At 42.4% G+C, this 23,982-nt stretch carries 29 protein-coding genes and 1 tRNA gene; 22 read left to right on the top strand and 8 right to left on the bottom strand.

The genetic code is table 11. From position 1 onward, the window contains the following. The first annotated feature begins 45 nt into the window (after positions 1–45). From HZC34_03235 to HZC34_03205, 7 genes are all read left to right on the top strand, one after another. Complete coding sequence (locus HZC34_03235) at positions 46–240, top strand: DUF1858 domain-containing protein (GenBank protein MBI5700845.1); 195 nt, start codon at positions 46–48, stop codon at positions 238–240. Further along, the gene (locus tag HZC34_03230; GenBank protein MBI5700844.1) at positions 227–484 is read left to right on the top strand and encodes a hypothetical protein; all 258 of its coding nucleotides are present in this window, start codon (positions 227–229) and stop codon (positions 482–484) included. Before HZC34_03235 ends, HZC34_03230 begins: the two co-directional genes overlap by 14 nt. A 9-nt stretch (positions 485–493) precedes the next feature. Then, on the top strand, positions 494–736 hold the full coding sequence (locus tag HZC34_03225; protein ID MBI5700843.1) for a glutaredoxin family protein: 243 nt from the start codon (positions 494–496) through the stop codon (positions 734–736). Positions 737–749: 13 nt separating this feature from the next. Continuing rightward, entirely contained in the window at positions 750–932 is a 183-nt protein-coding gene (locus tag HZC34_03220; GenBank protein MBI5700842.1) for a ferredoxin, read from the top strand. A 4-nt stretch (positions 933–936) separates the two neighbouring features. Continuing rightward, positions 937–1,587, top strand: a complete 651-nt coding sequence (gene nth / locus HZC34_03215; protein MBI5700841.1) for an endonuclease III — start codon at positions 937–939, stop codon at positions 1,585–1,587. Between the two features lie 422 nt (positions 1,588–2,009). Beyond that, positions 2,010–2,297 (top strand): hypothetical protein, encoded by a 288-nt coding sequence (locus tag HZC34_03210; protein ID MBI5700840.1) that lies wholly within the window; start codon positions 2,010–2,012, stop codon positions 2,295–2,297. Next, the gene (locus HZC34_03205; GenBank protein ID MBI5700839.1) at positions 2,278–2,709 is read left to right on the top strand and encodes a hypothetical protein; all 432 of its coding nucleotides are present in this window, start codon (positions 2,278–2,280) and stop codon (positions 2,707–2,709) included. The genes HZC34_03210 and HZC34_03205 overlap by 20 nt, the downstream gene beginning before the upstream one ends. Before the next feature lie 49 nt (positions 2,710–2,758). Here the strand turns inward: HZC34_03205 and HZC34_03200 are convergent, their stop codons facing one another. Further along, positions 2,759–3,712: an aspartate carbamoyltransferase catalytic subunit gene (locus HZC34_03200; GenBank protein MBI5700838.1), complete on the bottom strand. Its 954-nt coding sequence runs from the start codon at positions 3,710–3,712 to the stop codon at positions 2,759–2,761. 41 nt (positions 3,713–3,753) lie between these two features. Here HZC34_03200 and HZC34_03195 point away from each other — a divergent pair, with 41 nt between their 5' ends. The 6 genes from HZC34_03195 to HZC34_03170 all read left to right on the top strand — a co-directional run bounded on the left by HZC34_03195 (position 3,754) and on the right by HZC34_03170 (position 7,756). Continuing rightward, entirely contained in the window at positions 3,754–5,019 is a 1,266-nt protein-coding gene (locus HZC34_03195; GenBank protein MBI5700837.1) for an acetate kinase, read from the top strand. Beyond that, complete coding sequence (locus HZC34_03190; protein ID MBI5700836.1) at positions 5,016–5,930, top strand: hypothetical protein; 915 nt, start codon at positions 5,016–5,018, stop codon at positions 5,928–5,930. Before HZC34_03195 ends, HZC34_03190 begins: the two co-directional genes overlap by 4 nt. 158 nt (positions 5,931–6,088) lie before the next feature. Beyond that, on the top strand, positions 6,089–6,613 hold the full coding sequence (locus HZC34_03185) for a hypothetical protein (GenBank protein MBI5700835.1): 525 nt from the start codon (positions 6,089–6,091) through the stop codon (positions 6,611–6,613). Further along, positions 6,599–6,672, top strand: a tRNA-Gln gene (locus HZC34_03180). The genes HZC34_03185 and HZC34_03180 overlap by 15 nt, the downstream gene beginning before the upstream one ends. A gap of 117 nt (positions 6,673–6,789) precedes the next feature. Then, positions 6,790–7,008 carry a helix-turn-helix transcriptional regulator gene (locus HZC34_03175; GenBank protein ID MBI5700834.1) on the top strand — a complete coding sequence of 73 codons (219 nt, stop codon included), beginning with the start codon at positions 6,790–6,792 and terminating at the stop codon, positions 7,006–7,008. Positions 7,009–7,048: 40 nt separating this feature from the next. After that, complete coding sequence (locus HZC34_03170) at positions 7,049–7,756, top strand: hypothetical protein (protein ID MBI5700833.1); 708 nt, start codon at positions 7,049–7,051, stop codon at positions 7,754–7,756. Between the two features lie 33 nt (positions 7,757–7,789). Here HZC34_03170 and HZC34_03165 read toward each other — a convergent pair whose 3' ends face one another. Beyond that, a complete protein-coding gene (locus tag HZC34_03165; protein MBI5700832.1) occupies positions 7,790–9,415 on the bottom strand; it encodes a 2,3-bisphosphoglycerate-independent phosphoglycerate mutase in 1,626 nt (541 codons plus the stop codon). A gap of 37 nt (positions 9,416–9,452) precedes the next feature. On the opposite strand from HZC34_03165, the gene HZC34_03160 reads away from it, so the two are divergent. Beyond that, a complete protein-coding gene (locus HZC34_03160) occupies positions 9,453–9,989 on the top strand; it encodes a hypothetical protein (GenBank protein MBI5700831.1) in 537 nt (178 codons plus the stop codon). Here the strand turns inward: HZC34_03160 and HZC34_03155 are convergent. Next, positions 9,986–10,681, bottom strand: a complete 696-nt coding sequence (locus tag HZC34_03155) for a DUF4163 domain-containing protein (GenBank protein MBI5700830.1) — start codon at positions 10,679–10,681, stop codon at positions 9,986–9,988. The genes HZC34_03160 and HZC34_03155 overlap by 4 nt on opposite strands. An 88-nt stretch (positions 10,682–10,769) precedes the next feature. On the opposite strand from HZC34_03155, the gene HZC34_03150 reads away from it, so the two are divergent. Then, positions 10,770–11,423, top strand: coding sequence for a hypothetical protein (locus tag HZC34_03150; GenBank protein MBI5700829.1), 654 nt, complete (start codon positions 10,770–10,772; stop codon positions 11,421–11,423). Here the strand turns inward: HZC34_03150 and HZC34_03145 are convergent, their stop codons facing one another. Next, positions 11,424–12,563, bottom strand: a complete 1,140-nt coding sequence (locus HZC34_03145; GenBank protein MBI5700828.1) for a 1-deoxy-D-xylulose-5-phosphate reductoisomerase — start codon at positions 12,561–12,563, stop codon at positions 11,424–11,426. Between the two features lie 95 nt (positions 12,564–12,658). On the opposite strand from HZC34_03145, the gene HZC34_03140 reads away from it, so the two are divergent. The 7 genes from HZC34_03140 to HZC34_03110 are packed head-to-tail and all read left to right on the top strand — an operon-like array spanning position 12,659 to position 18,924. Further along, on the top strand, positions 12,659–13,150 hold the full coding sequence (locus HZC34_03140) for a YajQ family cyclic di-GMP-binding protein (protein ID MBI5700827.1): 492 nt from the start codon (positions 12,659–12,661) through the stop codon (positions 13,148–13,150). Beyond that, positions 13,147–14,379 carry a 30S ribosomal protein S12 methylthiotransferase RimO gene (rimO, locus tag HZC34_03135; protein ID MBI5700826.1) on the top strand — a complete coding sequence of 411 codons (1,233 nt, stop codon included), beginning with the start codon at positions 13,147–13,149 and terminating at the stop codon, positions 14,377–14,379. Before HZC34_03140 ends, rimO begins: the two co-directional genes overlap by 4 nt. Continuing rightward, entirely contained in the window at positions 14,376–14,879 is a 504-nt protein-coding gene (gene pgsA, locus HZC34_03130) for a CDP-diacylglycerol--glycerol-3-phosphate 3-phosphatidyltransferase (GenBank protein MBI5700825.1), read from the top strand. Before rimO ends, pgsA begins: the two co-directional genes overlap by 4 nt. Further along, positions 14,848–15,393 (top strand): CinA family protein, encoded by a 546-nt coding sequence (locus tag HZC34_03125; GenBank protein MBI5700824.1) that lies wholly within the window; start codon positions 14,848–14,850, stop codon positions 15,391–15,393. Before pgsA ends, HZC34_03125 begins: the two co-directional genes overlap by 32 nt. A 44-nt stretch (positions 15,394–15,437) precedes the next feature. Next, complete coding sequence (gene recA, locus HZC34_03120) at positions 15,438–16,511, top strand: recombinase RecA (protein MBI5700823.1); 1,074 nt, start codon at positions 15,438–15,440, stop codon at positions 16,509–16,511. A 33-nt stretch (positions 16,512–16,544) separates the two neighbouring features. After that, entirely contained in the window at positions 16,545–18,092 is a 1,548-nt protein-coding gene (gene rny / locus HZC34_03115; GenBank protein MBI5700822.1) for a ribonuclease Y, read from the top strand. Between the two features lie 28 nt (positions 18,093–18,120). Further along, on the top strand, positions 18,121–18,924 hold the full coding sequence (locus tag HZC34_03110) for a TIGR00282 family metallophosphoesterase (protein MBI5700821.1): 804 nt from the start codon (positions 18,121–18,123) through the stop codon (positions 18,922–18,924). Here HZC34_03110 and HZC34_03105 read toward each other — a convergent pair whose 3' ends face one another. The 4 genes from HZC34_03105 to ftcD are packed head-to-tail and all read right to left on the bottom strand — an operon-like array spanning position 18,925 to position 23,976. Continuing rightward, complete coding sequence (locus tag HZC34_03105) at positions 18,925–21,657, bottom strand: valine--tRNA ligase (protein ID MBI5700820.1); 2,733 nt, start codon at positions 21,655–21,657, stop codon at positions 18,925–18,927. 25 nt (positions 21,658–21,682) lie between these two features. After that, positions 21,683–22,459: a nucleotidyl transferase AbiEii/AbiGii toxin family protein gene (locus HZC34_03100; protein MBI5700819.1), complete on the bottom strand. Its 777-nt coding sequence runs from the start codon at positions 22,457–22,459 to the stop codon at positions 21,683–21,685. Then, entirely contained in the window at positions 22,459–23,058 is a 600-nt protein-coding gene (locus HZC34_03095; GenBank protein ID MBI5700818.1) for a hypothetical protein, read from the bottom strand. Before HZC34_03095 ends, HZC34_03100 begins: the two co-directional genes overlap by 1 nt. A gap of 57 nt (positions 23,059–23,115) precedes the next feature. Continuing rightward, positions 23,116–23,976: a glutamate formimidoyltransferase gene (gene ftcD, locus HZC34_03090; GenBank protein MBI5700817.1), complete on the bottom strand. Its 861-nt coding sequence runs from the start codon at positions 23,974–23,976 to the stop codon at positions 23,116–23,118. Positions 23,977–23,982 lie beyond the last annotated feature (6 nt).

The raw sequence follows: 23,982 nt of genomic DNA, 5'->3' as shown, positions 1-23,982 counted from the left end.
TGCTAAACTATTGAAAGTTTGGAAGTTTACAAGTATAATTATAGCATGTTTACAGCAACAAAAGAAATGACCATTGCCGAGATCATAAAGCATAACCCGAAGGCCGGGCCGGTCCTTATGTCGCATGGGATGCACTGCCTCGGATGCGTTATCGCGCAAGGCGAAACTCTTGAACAAGCAGCCGATGTCCACGGGATAAACGCCGAAGAGCTCTTGAAGGCTATTAATGAATCACAATAACCACAATTTCAAGACAAAATGCACGGTTTGCAGCCATGAGTTCGAGCTTCCAAGCAATATTGAGGACGGGGAAAGGGTTACGTGCCCAAACTGCTTTGCACAGCTTATGATCAAGATCGAAAGCGGAAAAAAATTGCTTAGGTGCGCGCTTTGCGGCGACCCGAACATCGCTGAATGCCCCGGTGATTGTGAAAAAAGGATAATCGAACGCGAAAAGCGCGGATTTTTTGACGTAAGATTATAGGAGAAAGCAATGGCCCATTCAGTTATAATTTATTCGACCCCATCCTGCCCTTACTGCAAGATCTTAAAAAAATATTTAACGGAAAATAATATTGCTTTTCAAGATATTGATGTCCAGGCCGATCCATCACAGGCCCAAGCAATGATAGATAAATCGGGACAATTAGGCGTGCCGGTCGTTGAAATTGATGGTAAGATAATAATAGGTTTCAATAAGCCCGAAATAGCAAAAATCCTCGGATTGCCCCAATAAAAGGAGAAATAAAATGACAGTAGTTGTAGATGAAGCATTATGCATCGGGTGCGGGATATGCGTCGATGCGTGCCCCGAAGTTTTTGTATTCGATTCCGACGGCAAAGCCGAAGTCCTAAAACAATCCTGCGATACCCACAATCTCGAGGAAACCGCGGACATGTGCCCCGTTGATGCGATCGAAGTTTCGATGTAAATAAATGGACGAAAAAGTATCGAGGCTTACCGCGCTTTTAAAAAAAGAATATCCTAACGCAAAAGTAGCGTTGAACTATAAAACTCCTCTCGATCTTCTTGTCGCGACAATTCTCTCCGCCCAATGCACGGACAAAAGAGTAAATATTGCGACCGAAACTCTATTTAAGAAGTACAAAACTGCCAAAGATTACGCCAAGGCAGATCGGGAAATATTCGAATCCGAGATCCGATCTACCGGATTTTACAGGAATAAAGCAAAGAACATAATTAATGCCGCAAAGATGATAGTTTCCGATTTTCAAGGCAAAGTTCCGGACAATATGGAAGATATAATAAAATTGCCGGGTGTCGCGAGAAAAACTGCAACAGTCGTTCTATATAACGCCTACAATAAAATAGAAGGCATAACTGTTGATACTCATGTGATAAGACTTTCGCAAAGGCTCGGACTTTCAAAGAATTCTGACCCTGTTAAGATCGAACAAGACTTGATGAAGATCGTACCGTACGCAATGTGGGGAAAATTCGCATATCTCATTGTGACTCACGGAAGAAATGTCTGCATAGCGAGAAAACCTTTATGCCCGAAGTGTGTTGTAAGTAAGCTCTGCCCGTCTTATAGCTATTTCATGAAACAGTTTTATTCGAAATAATGCCCAGCTTTAGCTTTCAATCCCGCTTTTTCAAACAGGGCTACTCACCAAAGCCGAGTAATTTTTAATTCGTCCTCCGAAGCTCAAGAAGCGCAGGAGGAACAGGAATAAGCCATGAACTTAATTTTGCATACTCTATATCTCCTTGAAGATACAGACTCCGGCAGCTCTAAGTATTCGGCCAAACGAACCGCATTGATGCTAAAGCGAAACCCAGGGTCGTTGTTGTTGCGGTTGTCGTTGTTCAGGTGACGGAGAACAAAATAGGCTTATCCCAATAAATCAAGAAGGTCAAATAATTTGTTTTCGAGCCTTTCCTCCTGTTTAACTTTACCTAAACCCCGTTAATCTGGTACAATATGTTATCGTTGGATGTTTTAGAAAATTTCACTTTTTTTAATTATTTTCAAAGGAGATGGATCGTGATACCCAAAAAAGAGCTTGATAAAGCAGTTAATATCGCCAAAGAATTCGGGATTGGTAAACTTTATCTTTTTGGATCAACATTATATAAAAGCCCAGCAAAAGTCAATGATTATGATTTCGCCGTGGCAGGGATAGCGCCTTCAAATTTTTTTAGCTTTTACGGCAAGCTCTTGATGTCCATGTCAAAAAATGTTGATTTGATTGACGTTACAGATAGAAAGGGGAAATTCGTCGATCTCATTCTCAAGGAAGGCAAAGTTGTCTATGACAAAGAATCAGATTAAAGAATATTGCGAAGCAGAGTTTGAGAACATCGATGCAACATTGGCAGAAATTGCTGTAATATATAAACTTGGCAGGTTTGATTATTCCACTGGAGAACTGGCAGCTTTCGCAACTTTCATTCATAATTTTTATAACGGGATAGAAAACATCCTAAAAAGACTGCTGGCATTGAAAAAGATAAAAGCAAAAGAAGGAGTGTCTTGGCATAAAGATCTATTAAAAGCTTCCGTTGAAGCAGACATTCTCTCTCCTGACCTTTGCGCCACTTTGGCGGAATATCTTTCATTCAGGCACTTTTTCATTCATGGTTACGGATTCGCACTTAAATGGGAAGCACTTAAACCTCTAGTTACTAATATCGATCAAACACTGCGGAATTTTAAAATGGCGGTTTATAAGCATCTAGATTAATAGACAAAAGTTTATATCTGCTAAAAACAAGCTAAAATCCTTATAAATATCATTTCGAAGACAGCATCGGCTTTTTGCCGGAGAGTAGAAGAAAAAGCACAGCCATCCTGACCGCGACGCCGTTTGTAACTTGCTCAAGTATCACATTGAAAGGCCCGTCCATAACTTCAGATGAGAGCTCTACCCCGCGATTGACAGGGCCCGGATGCATAACAACTACATCTTTTGGCGCTTTTTTCAGTCTTTCAGATGTAATACCGTAAAGTTTGTGGTATTCCTCAAGTGATGGGAAGAATGTTTCGCCTTGTCTTTCCAACTGAATTCTTAATACATTTATAAAATCCGCATCCCCTATCGAATCATCAAGTTTGTAACTGACATTACATCCAAGCGTCTCAATACCTGCAGGAAGTAGGGTTGGTGGAGCCACTAGAGTAACTTTTGCTCCAAGCTTTGTTAGCGCCCAAATGTTGCTTCGGGCAACTCTTGAATGCAAAATATCGCCGACGATAACGATCTTTTTCCCTGCGAGATTTCCTTTTTTCTCCTGCATCGTGAAAATATCAAGAAGCCCTTGCGTCGGATGTTCGTTGCATCCGTCCCCCGCATTGACTACACATCCCTTAATGTTTTTTGCCAATAAATGCGGAGCTCCGGACATTGAGTGCCTAATGATCACGCCGTCATAACCCATGACTTCCAGATTTCTTGCGGTATCAATTAATGTTTCACCCTTTGTTACACTGCTTTGCGCTAATGCAATGTTTGTCGTATTCGCGGACAAGTTTTTTGCGGCTACATCGAAGCTTGTGCGGGTGCGGGTCGATGGTTCATAGAAAAGGGTGACGATGTTTTTTCCCAAAAGTGCGGGGACGCGGCGAACAGGCCGCTGCATGACTTCCTTCATTGATGAGGCTGTGTCGAGGATTAAATTGATATCTTCTGCGGCAAGAAAGCGCAGTCCTAGAAGATCCTTTGTTTTAAGGCTTTTAACCTTGTTCATTGCCTTGAAAATAACCTTTATTTATTATATCATAAATGCAGATGAAAATACTAGCCCTCAATTGTGGCAGCTCGTCAATTAAATACAAAGTTTTCGATTGGAAAGCAAATTCTATTCTTGGATCGGGTGCGGTAGAAAGGATCGGCATCCAAGGATCCTTTATAAAACACCAAATACCGGGGAAAGAACCCTACATCCAGAACCAAGAATGCCTAAACCACGAAGAAGCCCTAAAACTTATTGCCAGCATATTAACAAACCTGGAACACGGGGTAGTAAAAGACCTATCGGATATTAATGCTGTCGGCCATAGGGTCGTGCACGGAGGGGAAAAATTCAAAAGTTCCGTCTTGATCACAAAAGAAGTCCTTCAGGCGATAATTGACGTAAAAGACTTGGCCCCGCTTCATAATCCGCCAAATATATCCGGGATAGAAGCGGCGCAGGTATTATTCCCGAATATTCCGCAGATCGCGGTCTTTGACACCGCTTTCCATCAAACAATGCCGGAAGCGACATTCCTCTATGCTGTTCCCTACGAATGGTACGGGATGTATGGAGTTCGACGCTATGGCTTCCACGGTACATCACATTTATATGTCTCACGAAGAGCGTCTGTAATGCTTAACAAAAAACCAAGCGAAACAAATCTAATTACTCTGCATATCGGCAACGGAGTATCTATCGCCGCTGTAAAGAACGGCGTATCGGTCGACACCAGCATGGGGCTGACGCCTCTTGAGGGAGCGGTCATGGGCACTCGGTGCGGCGACCTGGACCCTGCGATCATATTGTTTATGATCGAAAAAGAAGGGTTCTATGTTGAAGAGCTCGACTCGATCTTAAATAAAAAAAGCGGACTGCTCGGGATCACCGGGAAATACATGGATAGGCGCGACATCGAAAAAGCGGCCGAAGGCGGAGATGTGCGGTGCAGGCTTGCAGAAGAAATTGAAGCCTACAGGCTAAAAAAATATATTGGCTCGTATTCTGCGGCGCTTGAGCGCGTGGATGCCGTAGTATTTACGGCCGGCGCCGGGGAACTTGATTTCAAGCTTAGGCAAAAAGTGCTCACGGGGCTCGAAAACATCGGGATCAAGTTCGATAAGATCAAGAATGAGCTTGCAGTCAAGAGGGAAGAAGCGGACATTACGCTCGAGAATTCTCTTGTGAAAGTCCTTGTGATCCCAACAGACGAAGAGAGTGTTTTTATCGAAGATGTTGTGGCGATACTTGAAGGGCGATATAAAACACATACAAATTTCACATATTCCTTTGAATCCCCCGCCTATCGGAGGTCTAAATGACAAAGAATAAGAAAAAGGGGAACCGCGAGCCGTGCCTGCCGGCAGGCAGGGTTCACTCGCAGGTTGCCCTTCAGAAAGAGAACTTCTTTCCCCTAACCTATTTCAGGGAAGTCGAAGACCTTATTTGCGGAGCGACAACCGTTGCGGAACATATTAAAAGAAAATCACTTGATCAAGAGCTAAGATATCCATGGGACTTGCTTTCAAATCTCTCGGACGATATGAAAAACGATTTTAAAATAATGAGGCCTGAGATATTGGGAAAAGTCCACGAGACGGCAGTATTGATCAACAAAAAAGATATCCATATCGGCAAAGATTCCGTAATTTCGGCATGCGCGGTAATTGATGCAACGCAAAGCCCCATTTTCATAGGCGAAAAAACAATAGTCCATCCACATGCATTTTTAAGAGGCCCTCTATATATAGGAAAGAATTGCAGGATCGCGGGCGAAATCGTCCATTCTATATTTATGGATTATGTGAACAAAGGCCATTATGGATTTATCGGACATTCGTATATTTGCCCATGGGTAAACTTAGGCGCGGGGACTACAAATTCGAATCTAAAGAACAATTATTCAGGAGTAAAGGTTTATATTGGCGGAAAGCTTGTGGATTCCGGGCAAACTTTCATGGGTTGCTTGATAGGCGACCATGCTAAATCATCGATCGGGTCATTAATATATACCGGATGCGTAATAGGGCCTGCGGCCAACTTGTTCGGTCAGGCATATTACAAGAAATTCGTCCCCGCCTTTTCATGGGGCGGCGGCAATATCCCGTATAAATTGGAAGATGCTATGCAATCGGCCAAAAAAGCGATGGCAAGGCGCGATGTGCAATTTTCTTCGCATGATGAAGAGCTATTTAAAAAAGTCTTTGAACTTACAGCCCCCGAGAGGGCATAAACAAAACGGCTATTACCCTGCGAAAAAAAGGTCATTCGTATCGGGAGATATTAACGAAAGTCCCTGTCGCAAAATCCACCTTATCATTATGGCTAGGGTCGGTTGGATTAAGCAGGAAACAAAAGCAGAGAATAACCCAGAAAAGGATAGAAGCAGGGTTGCGCGGAGCAAAAGCCCAAAAAAACAAAAGGATGAACATCGCGAAAGAGATCATGGAAAAAGCAAAAAAGCAGGTCGCCAACATTTCAATCAACAAGAAAGACCTTTGGCTTATGGGAATAATGCTTTATTGGGCAGAGGGGGCGAAAGAAATGGACAATGGCCGGTCAACAGGGATCAGATTCAGCAATTCCGACCCATTTATGCTTCTACTTTTCAGGAAATGGCTAATTGATGTTTGTAATGTATCTCTTCATGATATAAAATATGAAATATATATCCATGAAAATAGCGCAAATAATTTGGGCGAAGTCAAAAAATATTGGTCGAATTGCTTGGGCGAAAAAATAGATCGTTTCCCGTTGGTATATTTTAAGAAATTTAAAGTTAAAACAAACCGAAAAAGGATTGGCAGGGAATATTTCGGATTATTGAATATTCGGGTCATAAAAAACACTCATTTAAACAGAGAAATAAGAGGCTGGATCGAAGGGATAAATAATTATCGTTGGCGGGTCGTCTAATGGTAGGACAATACCCTTTGGAGGTATTTATTGGGGTTCAAATCCCTACCCGCCAGCCAATCCCTAAAAGCGGCGCCGTTTTTAGGGATTGGCTAACTATTTACGAAAATATTCGAACCGATTTTATTGAATTATATTCAGCATGATGCTACCATTATATGGAGTAAAGGTAAAGCGTGAAAAGTAAATCTTTAATAAGTATTCAAATTAAGAAGTGGCGTGCTAAAAGAGGGCTAACTCAAGACACCTTATCAAAAAGAGCTGACATCCCATTTACTACTTTATCTAAGATTGAATCTGACGTTATAAAAACCCCTTCAATAAACACTCTTATAAAGATAGCAAAGGGGCTCTCCGTAAGCCTAGACGACCTAGTAAAAATATCCTCTTTTTAGCGCAAGAATTTGCCTATATAGTCCGATAAATATATATAGAATGACACCACCTAAGATCATCTTAGATGGCCGCCCCGTGGTTGGCCAATGTGTATCTACAGCCCCAAAAGTAAGCGGGGAAGACGAAGCTCTTTCCCCTGAGGCAATTATTGGTAAACTAAGAGGCGCCAACCCTGCAGAAACAGAAAAAACACTGGACTATATTATTGAAAATGGCGCCTGTAGCCCCAGGTTTATACAACCACTTTTAGATATGCTTTCTTCTAATGATCCAAAAATATTTGGCAAGGCGTTAACTGCACTAATGTTGATGAAAGAAAATGGTGTTAAATTTACCGCAGATCAAGAACGAGCGTTTACAAAAAGATTAAATGGTGCACAGATTAAGTTTGCGGATGGGGGGGTAAAAATAACCGGAAACGGTGTTCGCTTGCCGAATGGAGCAGTTCTTGATGAAGGAACAATATGTTTTAAAGATGGAAACTGGTATATCAGAAAAAATGATACTGCAAAAATTAATCATATCTTAATCAGAGCAAAACAAACAGATATTAATTTGGTTTTAAATCTTGGTACAAGTCGATTGATTCCGCCATATGTTTCTATTGGGCCGGTCATTCCAGATAGGCCTATAGTTTGTTACTCCGGGGAACATCCCAAGGGATTGCAAAATTATAATGGGACTTGTGATGATCAAGATGTTTTAAGATTCTACAGAAGAGTATCGGATCAATACAGAGAAGGATGAAAATCTGTTCGAATATTTTCAAATGCAGTCAGATTAAACCAGCGGCTTCGCGGTCATCTCTTTCGGAATTTCTAATCCAATTAGTTCCAGAACAGTTACACCAATATCAGGGATCTTTCCATTTTGAGGATTAATATTTTGCCCCAATGCCCAAAATGGAACAGGATTTAGCGAATGCTGGGTGCTAACAACTTCTCCACTGCCTTTCTTGATCTCCATCTCATCCACATTTCCATGGTCGGCGGTTAGAATAAATATACCGCCTTTGGAAAGCCATTTTGGGGCAATTTGCGACAAACATTTAGATACTGCGGCAATTGCTTTTTCTGCCGCATCCAAATTCCCTGTGTGCCCGACCATATCCCCATTCTGGAAATTATGGACAATGAGTGAATAATTTTTTTTATCCATCGCCTTTAATACTGCTTCAGTCTCTTTAAAGGCTGTCATTTCCGGGACATAATCATAATGCTTCCCATCTTCTGTCCGAGCCTTAAGTGTCGGGTCCTGAACCAATATCCTGTCTTCCCCCTCGAAAGGAGAGCTTCTTCTTCCAGAAAACCACCCCGTAACATGAGCAAATTTTTCTGTCCCCGCGATCCTCAATTGCAGCAAACCAGCTCTTGAAACAATCTCGCCAACCGTATTTGGTATTTCTTTTTCAGGATATGCGGTCAGCGCGTTTATCCCCTCGTAATATTCCGTCATCGCGACAAATACGGTATCTTTAACTTTATTTTGAAGCTTCTCGATCTCATTAAATAAGTTTTCAGAAATTGGGTTTGTACCTTTTTTATAATTGAAAAACTTTTTGTCTTTCTCCCTAAATCCGATCGTCAATTGCATCGCCCTATCCTGCCTGTAATTCCAAAAGATAACAGAATCGTTAGAATTCATACCCGCATAATCACCGATCTTAACGGGCTTTATGAATTCGTCGGTTTCCCCTTTTGAATAGGAATTAGTAATCGCCTCTTCCGCAGTATTTGCAGTTGCAAAACATTCCCCTGATATCAAGGCATTCATTGCAATAAGCGTCTTATCCCAAGCGGTATCGCGATCCATCGCAATTTCTCTTCCCATTATCGTTTTAATTTTAGCGATATCTTTCAAGCCAAGCTCCGAAATTTTATCTTGGAGCATCTTGAGGTATATTTCACCTAAAGCTTTAGGATTTGTGTCGCGTCCATCTCCGAATAAGTGGATCGAAACTTTTTTTAGTCCCTGTTTTTTTGAAAACTCAAGCAGGGCAAGAAGATGTGCGATGCTTCCATGGACAGTACCCCCATGGCCCTGTAATATTCCCATTAAATGCAAAGTTGAATCGTTCTTTTTGCTGTTATCGCATGCTTTTATCAAAGCATCGTTCTTAAAGAAATTTTTATCTTCGATCGCGGCATTTATCCTTTCTATCGACTGGTAAACAACGCGCCCGGCGCCCATATTCAAATGATTCACTTCGGAATTTCCCATCGTATTTTCAGGCAAGCCGACAGCACGCCCCGAACACTCGAGCCTCGAATAAGGCCTTGAAAAAAGTTCGGCCAAATATGGGGCTTTGCCGTCTTTAATTGCATCAAAGACCGCGTTGCTTCTGTTGCTAGGCCCTACTCCTACGCCGTCCATTATGCATAAATATACCGGTGTAATTTTATTCATATATAAATTATATCATTTCGGTGATATAATTTGAGCCATGAAATTTATTATTCTATTATTGTTATTATTGGCAATGGGGGGGATATTCTATATGTACAACTCAAGCAATGTGGATCCAAATATGCCGGCCGATTTTAAGATAATATATTCTTGGCAAGCAGGTTCAATGCCTCCTCCCGCGCATTTTGAATATTCGATAGAGTTAAACGCCGGCGGCGAAGGCGCGATCACATATTTCCCGGACTATGAAGGCGCAGGGACCCCTAAATGGGTCGAACAATTTATTGCGCAGAAAACCGATGTTGAGGCGCTCTACAAATTGATGCGCGAAAAGAAGGCTTTTACAAGAACCTGGGAACTGCAGAAAAAACGCATCATTGGCGGAGATTATGCCTACCTCAAAGCATTCGCCTTCGGAAAGGAATCTAAGATCCCAAGCCATCTTGAAGACCCAAAAGATGCTGATGCGATCTATGAGTTTATTGGCCCGTTAGTTCCGCAAAATATTTGGGAAAAACTGTCGAAACAACGGAAAAAATACGAAGAAGGCTACAATAAAAAGAATAAAGGCTAAATTCTTCCCAATAAATATTTAGGCTCCATGAGATTCTTTAATTTTCCATATGGGATCAAGACCCTTTGGTCGCCCGCGGCATGCCCCGCAAGCTCATCGTCAAACGTGAAAAGTACCCCATTTTTTGTGAAATTAAAAATTTTGAAATTCTGCTCCCTTTGCCCAACCCCATCTTCGTAAAAATATCCATCAAGCTGCTTTCTTAAGTCGTTTAGGCAATAGTCCGAGATATACTCCAGCCATTTGGTCCCAGGCCTAAAAATATCTTTGAGCGCGATATTTTTTCCGAAATGCAGATCATAATTTATTGAGCGGGCATTGTGCGTTGGATGGGCGGCTCCCCTGTAATATGCGCTCTCTTCAAATAAAATGCTTATTATACCGCCTCTAATATCAACCACCTCAAAAGTCGAATAATAGCCGTTTTTTGCATCGATCTGGAATTTATTTTCAACGCCTTTCAAGCTTCCAATAAAATCAGAGCTTGCATTGGAAAATATCGCCCTAATTTCGTTGTTGAACTTTTCCTGCGCGATCTTGTTTTTATAATTCCCGACTGCGGGATATGAAATATCAATAATATAATCTTTTCCTTCGGAAGCGATCTTTTTGATCCCTACCCTGATTTCGGATAACGCGCTAGCTTGAGCAAGCAGGAGGATTAAAACAATAACAGCGGCCGCTTTCTTCATACGACAATTATAATATAATAATTCCCGTTGACAACCATAAAATCTAAAGCCTATAATTGCCTATAAATTGCCCGGGAGGTAAATAATAATGAAAAGAATATTTGTTGCGCTGACCTTAGCAATGTTCCTTATGTCTCTTGGTTTCTTCACATCAAAAGTTACAGCGGCGGAAGTCGGGACAGCGACTATTTCCGTAAAAGACCTGTATAGCATGGCAAATAGAAAATCTTACCGCTTAGGTTTAAGGGCCGGCATCATTTCACCGACAGATAATATCAATGTAAACAAAGATTCGACTTTTGATCTTGGCCTTGAATTTGACGCAAAATTAAATGAAAATCTCGATGTCGGCCCGCGCTTTGGGATAATTTCAAAAAAGTTAGCTACAAGCAGCGGAAGCGTCAATGACAGTTATACTGCAATAAAATTCGGGTTTGGAGGAAGGATGTATTTGGCCTATTGGGGCGACTACGGGAGCACCCATGGATTTGTTAATGCTTATGTCGCCGCGGAAGGCGATTATTATATTGCAAGCAAATCAACGGCAGTTGTAGCTGCGGCTCCTGCTAGCTTTGCAGGTATTGGCGGATACGGGGGAGCTGGCGTCGAGTTCGCTTTTGGCCCGAATACTGGAGGGTATGCCGAGGTTGGATACCAAAGGACAAGCATCAAAGCAACAGATAATTCTGAACTGCCATTGGACGGGTACATAGCCGCAGGCGGGGCAAGATTGGCGTTTTAGTTAAATAGCCTGCGACCTGGCAAAGCTGTCGGCTTCAAATATTTGGGCAAGGGTTGGTTTTTCGATGAGTTGCAGGGTCTCCATCGCTTTCTTGATCTTTACCGGAATATCGCCAAACAATATTTTGCCCTTCAATAATAACTTTACCGCTTCTTCGTTCGCGGCATTAACGACTGCTGGCAGTGTCCCGCCCTTTTTACCTGCATCAAAAGCGTAACCTAAACACGGAAATTTATTTAGATCGGGTTTCTCGAAAGTTAAAGCTCTAACTTTTGTGAAATCCAATCGATTCCACCTGTTTTGCGCCCTTTCCATGCCGAACAATGCAAGCTGTATCGGAACCCTCATATCAGGCGCGCCAAGCTGTGCCTTGATCGATCCGTCAACAAACTCGACCATCGAATGAATTATGCTTTGCGGATGGATGACAACTTCGATCTGTTCGTACGGCAAATTAAAAAGATAATGCGCTTCTATTACTTCAAATCCTTTATTCATAAGAGTCGCGGAATCAATTGTAATTTTGGGCCCCATCTTCCATGTAGGGTGCGCGAGCGCTTCTTTGGCTGTCATTTTTTCAAGTTTCTCTATAGGAGTTTTTAAAAATGGTCCGCCTGACGCGGTAAGAATTATTTTTTTAATTTTGTCGGTTTTTTCTCCGGTCAAACATTGTGCGATCGCCGAATGTTCGGAATCGATCGGATAAACTTTAACTTTAGCGGCTTTTACCGCTTCCATAAAGAGGTCGCCGGATGATACCAATACTTCCTTTGTGGCAAGTGCGATATCTTTTCCGGCTTCAACAGCTTTCATAACAGCCATTAATGCCAATGAGCCAGGGATCGCAACAACCAGAAGTTTCGATTCGGCAAAACAAGCAACTTCATTCAGTCCCGCCTCACCTACTGCTATCTTAACTTTTTCACCGGCGATCAAAGCTTCGACTTTTGTTTTTACTTCTTCTGTCGCGACCGATACTAAAGAAGGCTTGAAAGTTTTAATTTGCGCGGCAATAAGTTCCACTTCATCTTTTGCGGCAAATGCGGCAACTCGGAAAGAGCTTGGGAAAGCGTATACGACTTCGAGCGTTTGTTTTCCAATAGATCCAGTTGAACCCAAGATCGATATATTTTTTTTCATAGAAATATTTTACCATTAGACGCCTAACGATTCCAGTCCTGCCTGCCGGCAGGCACGGCGCGCAACCGAACAACGATTTGTGTTATAATTATTTTATGGCACAAGACAATTCATTCGATATAGTTTCAAAGATTAATATGACCGAGGTGGACAACGCAACGCAAATGGCTATGAAAGAAATTATAAACCGGTTCGATTTTAAGGGGACAAAGACCGAAATGAAGCGCGCCGAAGAAAAGTTGACCGTAATTTCGGATGACGAATATAAACTTAAAAGCGTGGTAGATATCCTCCAAGGAAAACTCGTCAAACGCGGAGTATCACTCAAATTCCTTGAATATGGAAAAGTTGACCAGGCGCTTGGCGGAACCGCTAAAGAAGAAATTACAATTAAACAGGGCATCTCACAAGACCAGGCAAAAGATATAAACAAAAGGATCAAAGAGTGGGGCTTAAAAGTCCAAACACAGATCCAAGGCGATCAAATTAGGGTTTCAGCCAAAAAAATTGACGACCTGCAGGCGGTTATCCAAGGATTAAGAAAAGCAAACCTTCCTATCGAACTCCAATTCGTCAATATGAGATGAAAGCTTTCATAATATCTCTTGGCTGCCCAAAAAATCTGACCGATTCTGAAGTTCTCATGGGAAAACTCGCTGAATTAGGATATGAGATCACAACTATTCAAAAAGAAGCGGACTTGATCGTTGTAAATACATGCGCATTCCTAAAATCCGCGCGTAAAGAATCGATTGAAACAATAAATGAAGCAATTAAAAACAAAAGAAGAGGAGCCAAGGTTGTTGTTGCTGGATGTTTGCTGGAATATGATAAGAAAGGAAACCGCGAAGTTTATTCGCAGGTTTCCGGCGAATTAAAAGCTGATGGAACAATAAAAACAACTGGGCTCTTTGAAAGCTATTTGCCCCGCATAAAAGCGACTCCTCCTTGGACCGCATACGTAAAGATCTCCGAAGGCTGCGATAATAATTGCTCATATTGCACAATTCCTTCAATAAGAGGCCTAAGAAAAAACAGGGAATCGTTCGATATTATTCAAGAAGTAGATGGCCTGGCAAAACGAGGGGTAAAAGAAATAATATTGATCGCACAAGATACTGCCGCATATCCCGATCTTCCTGAATTGCTAAAAAAGATCGTTATAATAGAAGGGATCAAATGGATAAGAGTCATGTACGCTCACCCTGCACATGTTAGTGCGCAATTGATTGATGTGATCAAAAATGAATCCAAGATCGTAAAGTATCTTGACTTGCCATTGCAGCATATTTGTGATAATATTTTAAAAAATATGCATCGGCGCATAACTCGTGCCGAAATTGTCGCTTTAATAGATAAACTTAGGAGGGAAATACCGAATTTGGTGTTGAGGACGAGTTTCATCGTAGGGTTTCCGGGTGAAACTGAAAGTGATTTTGAAGAATTAGTAGATTTTGTTAAAAAAGTGAAATTTGAAAGGTTGGGAGTATTTAAGTACAGTCAAGAGGAAGGGACGCCTGCTTACAATATGAGGGGGCAGGTTCCCGAAAAGGTAAAAGATTCAAGGTTCCATAAATTAATGGCTTTACAGAAAAAGATTTCTCTGGAGTTGAACAAAAAATTGATAGGAAATTCATTTGATGTATTATTGGAAAGCGTTGTCGGCGGTTGCTATATAGGCCGAACCTACATGGATTCTCCGGAAATCGATTGTTCTGTAAAAGTTAATGGTTCTGGTTTCAAGGTCGGAGAAATAATTAGGGCAAAGGTTACCAATGCTTCGCCTTATGATCTTGTCGCCAGCAAAACTACTTGAACCTTCCAAATCTCTTAACCGTATTAAGGATAGTATTAATCCCTCTGATAATTTCACTTTTGTACCAGAACCTTGGGCTTTGGGCGGCTATTATTTTTTCGATCGCGTCATTGCTTGACGCGCTTGACGGATATATTGCCCGAAAGCTTAACATGGTTACGGACTTTGGAAAATTAATGGACCCTATTGCCGACAAGATACTTGTAATAAGCGTCTTGATCGTGCTTACTGAAAAGGGATTAGCCCCTGCCCTGCCGGTAGTATTGATAACGGCAAGAGAGCTCTTAATTTCCGGATGGCGCAGCCACAAGGCCATAACAGGCGGCGTGATCTCGGCAAGTATTGGGGGGAAGATCAAAACGGTCATTCAAATTATTGCTGTCTTAATGTTGATCCTAAAACTGCAATACGCGGAAATAGTATTATGGATCGCTGTATTAATGTCTTTATATTCGGGAGTTGAATATATTGGAAGAAGAGGTAAAACCTCTCGAGGTTAAATTAGAGGATTTTTTTTCTAAACTGCTGAATATGGTCGGAAAAACTACCGACCTGGAAATTTCGGAGCTTTTGAAAAAAAATCATAAGACTATATCGGTCGCTGAATCAATTACCGGAGGTCTTATTTCGGCTAGGCTTACAAACCTGTCCGGAAGTTCGGATTATTTTATTGGCGGGATAGTTTCTTACAGCAATAGGATAAAGATACAGGAACTTGGGATCCCTGCGGCTATTATCGCAAAAGAAGGGCCTGTTAGCTCTCAAGTTGCCGAACTTATGGCCGACGGTATAAGGCGCAGATTTAAGACCAATATAGGGCTTGCGATCACAGGCTGCGCAGGACCCGACCCATTGCCTCCGGCACCCGTAGGTCTTATTTATGCCGCGGTTGCGATCGGCAATCAGATCGAATGGAAAGAGCTTCGCCTCCAGGGAAGCAGGGCGGAGATCAGAGAAAAAGCCTCCCAAGCGGCTCTTGGGCTTTTATGGTTCGCTTTGGGCGGCGAGATTTAGTTGGCATAGAAATTGCTAGTAGAAATAAAAAGGGGGGAATAAAAATGTCAGATGAAAAATCAAAAGCATTAGGAATGGCGATATCACAGATAGAAAAGAACTTCGGTAAAGGCTCGATCATGAAGATGGGTGAAGCGACAAAGTTGAATATCGAGGTAATACCAACAGGAAGCATAGGGCTTGATGCGTCGCTTGGTGTTGGGGGATTCCCAAGAGGAAGAATAATTGAAATATACGGCCCGGAATCAGGCGGAAAAACAACGGTATCGCTCCAAGCGGTTGCGGAAGCTCAAAGGAGAGGCGGAACAGCGGCATTTATCGATGCCGAACACGCAATGGATCCTGCATATGCCAAAAAACTTGGGGTAGATATAGACAACTTGCTTATTTCACAGCCGGACTTTGGAGAACAGGCATTGGAGATATGCGAAACATTGGTCAGATCAAATGCCGTTGATATCATAGTGATAGATTCCGTCGCGGCGCTTGTGCCAAAAGCGGAGATCGAAGGCGAAATGGGCGATGCCCAGATGGGCCTACAGGCTCGCTTGATGTCGCAGGCGTTAAGGAAACTTACCGCTGTCGTATCTAAGTCAAAGACTGTACTTATTTTCATCAACCAGCTAAGGGAAAAGATCGGCGTTATGTTCGGGAACCCGGAAACAACACCGGGCGGCCGCGCGCTGAAGTTTTATTCATCGGTAAGGCTTGATGTTAGGGCGCAAGAGAAAATAAAAGAAGGAGAAAGAATAATCGGGACGCGCGTCAAAGTAAAAGTTGTGAAAAATAAGGTTGCGCCGCCATTTAGGGCATCGACTTTTGTGTTGATCCATGGCGAAGGGATATCCCACGAGGCGGAACTCATAGATATGGGGCTCCAATTCAATTTAGTCGAAAAAAGCGGTTCATGGTACGGTTTTGAGGGGGAAAGATTAGGGCAAGGATATGACGCAAGCCTTATATTCCTTAAAGAACATTCGGCATTGGCCAAAAAGCTGGAAGCACAGATCAGAAAAAATATCGAAATAGAGAATAAAGGCACTAATGCCGCAAAGAAGCCTGTAGCTGTTTCGTCAAAAGAAGAGGCAAAGAAGGCAACAAGGCAAGCAAGGGCATAATAACAATCAGATCAGATAGGGAGTGAAATAAAAATGGAACTACAATATTTAATATACTTTGGGATAGCCGCGGTAATAGTTTTTGTATTAGCCGTCGCATATCTTTTGGTACGGACGCAATTCAGCGAAGGGAAAATTAAAGTCGCGGAAGAAACAGCAAAGCGCATACTTGAAGATGCAAAAAGGGAAGCTGAAACCAAAAGAAAAGAAGCCCTCCTCGAGGCAAAAGAAGAGTCGGTAAGGTTCCGGCAGGAATTTGAAAGGGAAACGCACGACAGGAAATCGGAGCTTTCAAGCATTGAGAGAAGGCTTATTCAACGTGAAGAGCATTTGGACAAAAAGGAAAAGGCCCTGGATGCAAGCGACAAAAAACTCAATGAAAAGATAGAAGAAGTCGCAGAAGTCAGGGAAGAGCTTATAAAGATCAGGGACGAAAGCATTAAAGAGCTCGAAAAAGCAGCCTCCCTTCCAAAAGAAGAAGCGAAAAAGCTATTGCTTGAAAATTTAGAAAAAGAGCTTGAGCGCGAATCCGCGATAAAGATAAAGCAGAATGAAGAAAATATCAATAAAGAATCTGAAAAGCGCGCAAGGGAGATATTGGCAACCGCGATCCAGAGATGTTCGGTTGACCATGTTGTTGAAACAACGACCACGCTTGTCGAATTGCCGTCTGACGACATGAAAGGAAGGATAATCGGACGCGAAGGACGCAATATCCGCGCGTTTGAAACATCGACCGGAGTGGATCTTGTTGTTGATGATACCCCTGAAGCGGTTATTCTCTCAAGTTTCGACCCATTAAGGCGTGAAATAGCCAAGAGAACGCTTCAGAAACTGATCGTTGACGGGAGGATCCACCCTGCCCGCGTTGAAGAAATGTATAACAAATCGAAAGAAGAAGCAAAAGCGGCGATGTGGGAGGCAGGAGAAAAAGCTGCCCTAGAAACAGATATCCATGGGATCCCGCCGGTATTGGTACAGCTCCTGGGCCGGCTGAAATTCAGAACAAGCTACGGCCAGAATGTCCTCCAGCATTCAATTGAAATGGCGCATTTGGCGGGGATGCTCGCCGCAGAGCTTGGGGTAAATATTAAGCTTGCAAAACGAGCCGCTCTGCTCCACGATATCGGAAAAGCGATCGACCAAGAAGTAGAAGGCACACATATTAAGCTTGGAGTTCTCTTCGCCCAAAAAGCGGGAGAATCCCCTGAAGTGCTTCATGCGATAGAAGCCCACCATGGCGATGTACCTGCGCAAACAATTGAAGCAGTGCTTGTTATGGTCTCTGATGCAATATCAAGCGCAAGGCCGGGAGCGAGACGTGATTCGCTCGAGGCTTATGTCAAACGCTTAGAAAAGCTTGAAACCGTTGCAAAATCATTTGACGGCGTTGAAAAATGTTTCGCGATCCAAGCGGGCCGCGAAGTGAGGGTGATCGTCCAGCCTGAAAAGATCGATGACGCGATGTCGGCAAAACTTGCCCATGACATAGCGCGGAAGATCGAATCGGAGCTTGAATATCCGGGCGAAGTAAAGGTCACAGTCATTAGGGAAACCAGGTCAACGGATGTCGCCAAATAACAATTAATAATTAACAATGACACAATTAATAAATATCTTATTTATTGGCGATATTATCGGATCATACGGCAGAGCAGTACTGAAAAAGGTTCTCCCAGACGTAAAATCCGAATACTCGATAGACTTGACCGTTGCAAACGGAGAAAATTCCGCACATGGCTACAGCATCACCGAAAAAATATATAATGAACTTCTCGACAGCGGCATCGACATTATTACAATGGGCAACCATATTTTTGAGAAAAAAGAAGTTATAACAAAGATCGCAACCTTTGACCGCATGGTAAGGCCGGCCAATTTCCCGCAAGGGACGCCGGGACTTGACCACCTGGTCCTTGAATGGGACGGCATTAAAGTCGGGATTATAAACCTATTAGGCAGGGTTTTCCTGCAATGCATGGATTGCCCTTTCCAGGCGGTCGAAAAGATCCTCCCAGAAGTTAAGAAGCAAACAGATATAATTTTGGTTGATATCCATGCAGAGGCAACATCGGAAAAATGCGCGATGGGATATTTCTTGGATTCCCGCGTATCAGCGGTTGTAGGTACCCACACGCATGTGATGACAGCAGATGAGCGGATATTGCAAGGCGGCACTGCATTTATATCCGATGTTGGGATGGTCGGGGCGCAAGACTCGATCATTGGAATGAGCAAAGAACAAATAATCAAGAGGTTCATTACCCAAATGCCCGAAAAATTTGAACCAACCACCTATGGCCCAGGACTATTTAATGCGGTTGTTATCACAATAGATAAGAAATCGGGAAAAGCATTGGACATTAAGAGAATTTTTAAGATCACTGATGCATTGAAGCTAAAAGAAGCTTAATTATTGCAGGGTGCTTACATATGACTCAAGATGCCCAATTCTCTCGCCATATTCTTTTAACTTTTGATTTTCTTTCGCAATTGACCCTTCTGTCGTGTTCTTCTTGAAGTTTTCGTCATTTAATCTGGTTTTCACTTTTTCGATCTCGACGGCAAGTTTATTGTATTCTTTTTTGAGCCTTTCGGATTCTTTCGCAAAATCGACCAGCCCTTCGATCGGTATCGCAAATTCAATATCCTCAACTTTTGAGATAATAGAATGTTTTGGATAAGCGTTTGAAATCTCAAATTCAGCGATCTTTGCGAGTGTTTTAATATATGACTGGGTTGTTGCGCCTAGTTCCTTCTCAATAAATACTTTGATCTTAACACCGGGAACAATATTAAAAGTTGATCTTAGGTTTCGTATAGTCCTAATGAATTCGAAAACAAGATCCATCTGTTTCTCGATATCGCCGTTAATAAGCTTCTCATTCGATTCCGGATATTTCTGGACCATTATTGAATCTTTCGGATCCGGCATTTCATTTGAAGTTGGATGTTGGATGTTGGATGTTGGATGTTTATTACTGGAAGTTATTTGTTGATAAAGCTCTTCCGTTTCAAACGGCATAAATGGATGCAATAGCTTCAAAGTGCCCTCTAATATGTATGAGAGAACGGATTGAACCGTTGCTTTTGCATTCTCGTCGGTCCCGTATAATCTGATTTTTGAAATTTCAATGTACCAGTCGCAGAACTCTGACCATATAAATTCGTATAGAAGCTTTGCCGCGTCACCTACTTGGAGATTGTCAATATATTCGGAAACCTGTTTGATCGTTCTGTTATATCTAGAAAGGATCCATTGATCGGCTAACTCACCCCCTCCCTTCTGCGTCGGGTTTCCCCCTCTCTTATTAAGAGAGGGGGATAAAGGGGGTGAGTTAAGCGCCGCGAAGCGAGCCACATTCCATATCTTATTCGAGAAATTCCTGGCTTCGGTTATTTTTTCTTCGGCAAGCTTGATGTCCTGCCCGCCGCCCGAAACCAAAGAGATCAAAGCAAATCGCAAAGCATCGGCTCCAGCATGGTCTATTATGTCTATTGGATCAATGACATTCCCCAAAGATTTGCTCATCTTCTTGCCTGTTATATCTCGAATCAATCCGTGGATAAATACAGTATGAAATGGCGCTTTCCCCATAAAGTGAACCCCCTGCATGATCATTCTCGATACCCAGAAAGTAATAATGTCATATCCGGTCACTAGAACAGAGGTCGGATAGTGTGTTTTTAGATCTTCGGTCTCGTCGGGCCACCCGAGCGTTGAAAAAGGCCAAAGAGCCGATGAAAACCATGTATCAAAGACATCTTGATCTTGTACTAAATTCGTTCCGCCACATTTCGGGCATTTATCCGGCTTTGTTTCCGAAACTATAATTTCACTACATCCATTTGTCATTTGTAATTTGTCATTTGTCATTCCGCCGCAGTACCATGCCGGTATCTGGTGCCCCCACCATAATTGGCGTGAAACGCACCAATCGCGAAGGTTTGTCATCCATTGAAGATAAACTTTTGTCCATCGATCGGGAACGAATTTTATTTTGCTCTCTTCAACAACGGCAATAGCCGCTTCGGCTAAAGGTTTTACTTTTACAAACCATTGATCCGAAAGATATGGTTCAATTACAGTTTTGCATCTGTAGCATTGCCCAACCGAATTTTGATAATCTTCGATCTTTTCCAGATATCCATTTTCTTTAAGCATCTCGACTATTTTTTCACGAGCCTTAAACCGATCCAAACCCTCCAACCCTGCTAATCCCTGCTTCTCCCTCTCTTCCGTGAATTCCTTGAGCGTAATCTTTCCATCAGGGGTTAAAATATTTATTTTCGGAAGATTATGGCGCTCCCCCATTTCGTAGTCATTTGGGTCGTGGGCAGGAGTTACTTTTACAGCCCCCGTGCCAAATTCGAGCTCAACTAGGTCATCTTTGATTATTGGTATCTTTCGGCCAACAAGCGGAAGCTCAACTGTTTGGCCCCATAAATGCTTATAACGATCATCTTTTGGGCTAACAGCGATCGCCGTATCACCAAGTATTGTTTCGGGACGGGTTGTTGCGACGGTTATTGGTCCGTATTTGATAAACCAAAGGGAGCCTTTCTTATTCTCGTATTCGACTTCAATATCGGAAAGCGCGGTTTTGCATCGAGGGCACCAGTTAATAATTCTCTTGCCTCTATATATCAACCCTTCGCTATATAATTGGACGAATTGTTTTTTGACCGCTCGAGATAGCCCTTCGTCCATGGTAAATCGTTCGTGGGACCAGTCGCAAGATGCGCCAAGCCTTCTCAATTGCGAAGTTATGCGGCTCCCGTATTCTTTTTTCCACTCCCATACTTTTTTTAGGAATTTTTCGCGTCCTAAGTCTTCTTTGCGCTTCCCTTCTTTCTTTAGTTCTCGTTCAACAACGTTTTGAGTTGCGATGCCGGCATGATCAGTTCCCGGGATCCACAGTGTTTTAAAACCTTTCATCCTTTTATAGCGAATAAGGACATCTTGGATAGAATTATCTAAAGCATGCCCCATATGTAGAGAGCCTGTGACGTTTGGAGGTGGGATTACGATCGTAAATGGCACTTCAGCCTTAGTATTTGGTTTAAATAAACCATTTTCTTCCCAGAATTTATACCATTTCTGCTCTACTTTTTGGGGATCATATGTTTTTGAAAGTTCTGTCATGGTAATAATATTATCATAATATCAATCAAAGAATTGCAGGCAAACTCTCGTAAAAAAGAAGCACCCTCTCTTTTTGGCTTGGGTCAAAAAGGAATGGTTCTACGTCTTTAGCAAGATCTTTAAAATTCAATTTCTTACAATGTTTGACGGCCTTTTCGGTAAAATGCTTCTTATCAAGCCCTGTCAGGGCTTCAATATAGGCAAAATCCGGTTTAACTTTCCCCGATAAGAACGAAACATCGTAAAAATCCCGCCCTTTTGCCCTCCGGCGGTATAAAACGGCCAATAATTTTTGGGCCAATAAGATCGAAGGAGGATTTACGGCTATGTTGCGGAAAACTCCGAACTTATTGAGCAGGATGATATCGGGCTTAAAGGTTTTTTTCTTTTTTTGCGCATCGATCGCAACAAATATCTTTTCTTCTCCATGGCCAGAGAGACCGAAAGAAAAAAGCAGCCGCGAAAATTTCACATATAGATGGTAATTATCGCCTTTTTGCAGATATTTTGTTTCCAACTCAAAGCCTTTGGCCCTCATTTCCGCCATGGCCTTCCCCATGAGACCTTTAAAAGCCGGATAATTAAGGCCAAAATTGTCGAAGTCGAGATCTTCGGAAAATCGCTGGCTGTTATGGATGATCCTTATGGCAGTACCGCCGATAAAGCTCAATTTCTCGGATCCCGCTTGCTTATAGAGCGAATCGAGAATTTCATACTGCAGATATTCGACCAGCATCCCTTTCTGGCTATGCCGGGCTAACGGCTGGTCAAAGTATTCTTTGATCTGCTTAAAATCGAGCATTATATCCTCTCCAAGACCAAGGCGCCGATCCTTGCCATTGCTTGAGAACTATATTTTGACAAATACTGTTTGAATATCTTTTTGTTTATGGCCTTTCTGGCGGCCGGCCAATTTAATCTTAACGACTTAAGATCGGAAATATCCTTCAAGCAATTAAGGTATAAAGTGTCAAGAAGGGCTTTTTCAGGATCAGCTAGCAGATAGGCGCGCGACCTTCCTTGCAGCTGCCTATAGCCAAAAAAGAGTGAAGGCTTAACATGCCGAAAAATAAAATTCCCCATTTTTGTTTTGTAATTGCGCGTGGTCTTGGCGGTTACCATCGTTACAGAGTAAACCATTTCCGGTATAAGACCATATATTGAGAGGGCTTTTTCCAGGCTGACATAGCTCGGGCCGTAAAGCGCGCCTCCTACTTCCTCCGGCGCCAGGTCATTTACCTTTTCGCTGAAAGCATATATGCCGTTCTTAAGCTTGATGATGTGGCCCTGTTTCTGCCAAAGCGAGAGCTGGTACAAAAAGACTCTGCCGCCGCCAAGCCTTATATCTTGGCTTGTAAAAAGCGGCCCTTTTATATTTTTACGAAAGTCATTATATTTCATTTTATTATTATATTTAATAACATTGTGAAACGATAATAACAGGCGCCTTCGCTTTTGTCAAATCAATAATTCCAATATAAAGTTTGTAATCTTTAACTTTTTTTCGATCCCGCGGCTATAAGCGCCCTTTGGCATCATGCCTACAAGCTCTGATCCAATTATTTCCACTTTATACTCCCTAGCCCATCCGTCAACGCTTTCATAAACTTCTTCAAGAGAAGTTTCTTTGTGATCGACAATATTCATGGAAACCTGTGTGATCCCCCGGCTATCCAATGGGAGACCCAATGCGCGCACGCCTTTGAGTCCCCCATGGGATTCCCTGATATTTTTTGCAATTGATTGCGCAATGCTTAAGTCGTTTGTATTTAAATTAATATTATATGCTATCAAAAACTCTCTAGCCCCTATTGCCGTTGCTCCAGCCGTCACATGAAGCCCTTCTCCGACATCAGGCTTTCGCTCTGGCCTTGAAATTTCTTCTCTTAAAACCGCATACCCGCCTTTCCGAACATATGGGAGGTCTTTTCTTTCTTTTATCTTAGCGGCTTCGCCATAATAATAAATTGGGAGTTTTAGCTCTTTCCAAAGTTTTTCCCCAAGCTTATGCGCCGCAGTTTTTGCGTCTTCCATTGTTGCGTCCTTAAAGGGAATAAATGGAATAACGTCAACGACTCCAATAAAAGGGTGGCCTCCTTGATGTGAATTGATGTCTAAAAGCTGCATTGAGCGCAAAGTCATTTGGAACGCGGCTTCTACGGCCTCTTCTGGTGTCCCAAAGAAGGTCAAGACAGACCTATTATGATCGGGATCAGAGTGGATATTCCTGACTTTAATATTCTTGATCGCCGAGGAAATTTGAGAAACAACATCTAATTCTATCCCCTCGGAAATATTCGGAACACATTCTAATATCATGTTTTC

The sequence above is a fragment of the Candidatus Saganbacteria bacterium genome (assembly GCA_016223245.1).
Classification (GTDB): domain Bacteria; phylum Margulisbacteria; class WOR-1; order XYC2-FULL-46-14; family XYC2-FULL-37-10; genus JACRPL01.
Note: the sequence above shows the minus strand (reverse complement) of the source record. Positions and strands in the feature narration are given on the sequence as shown.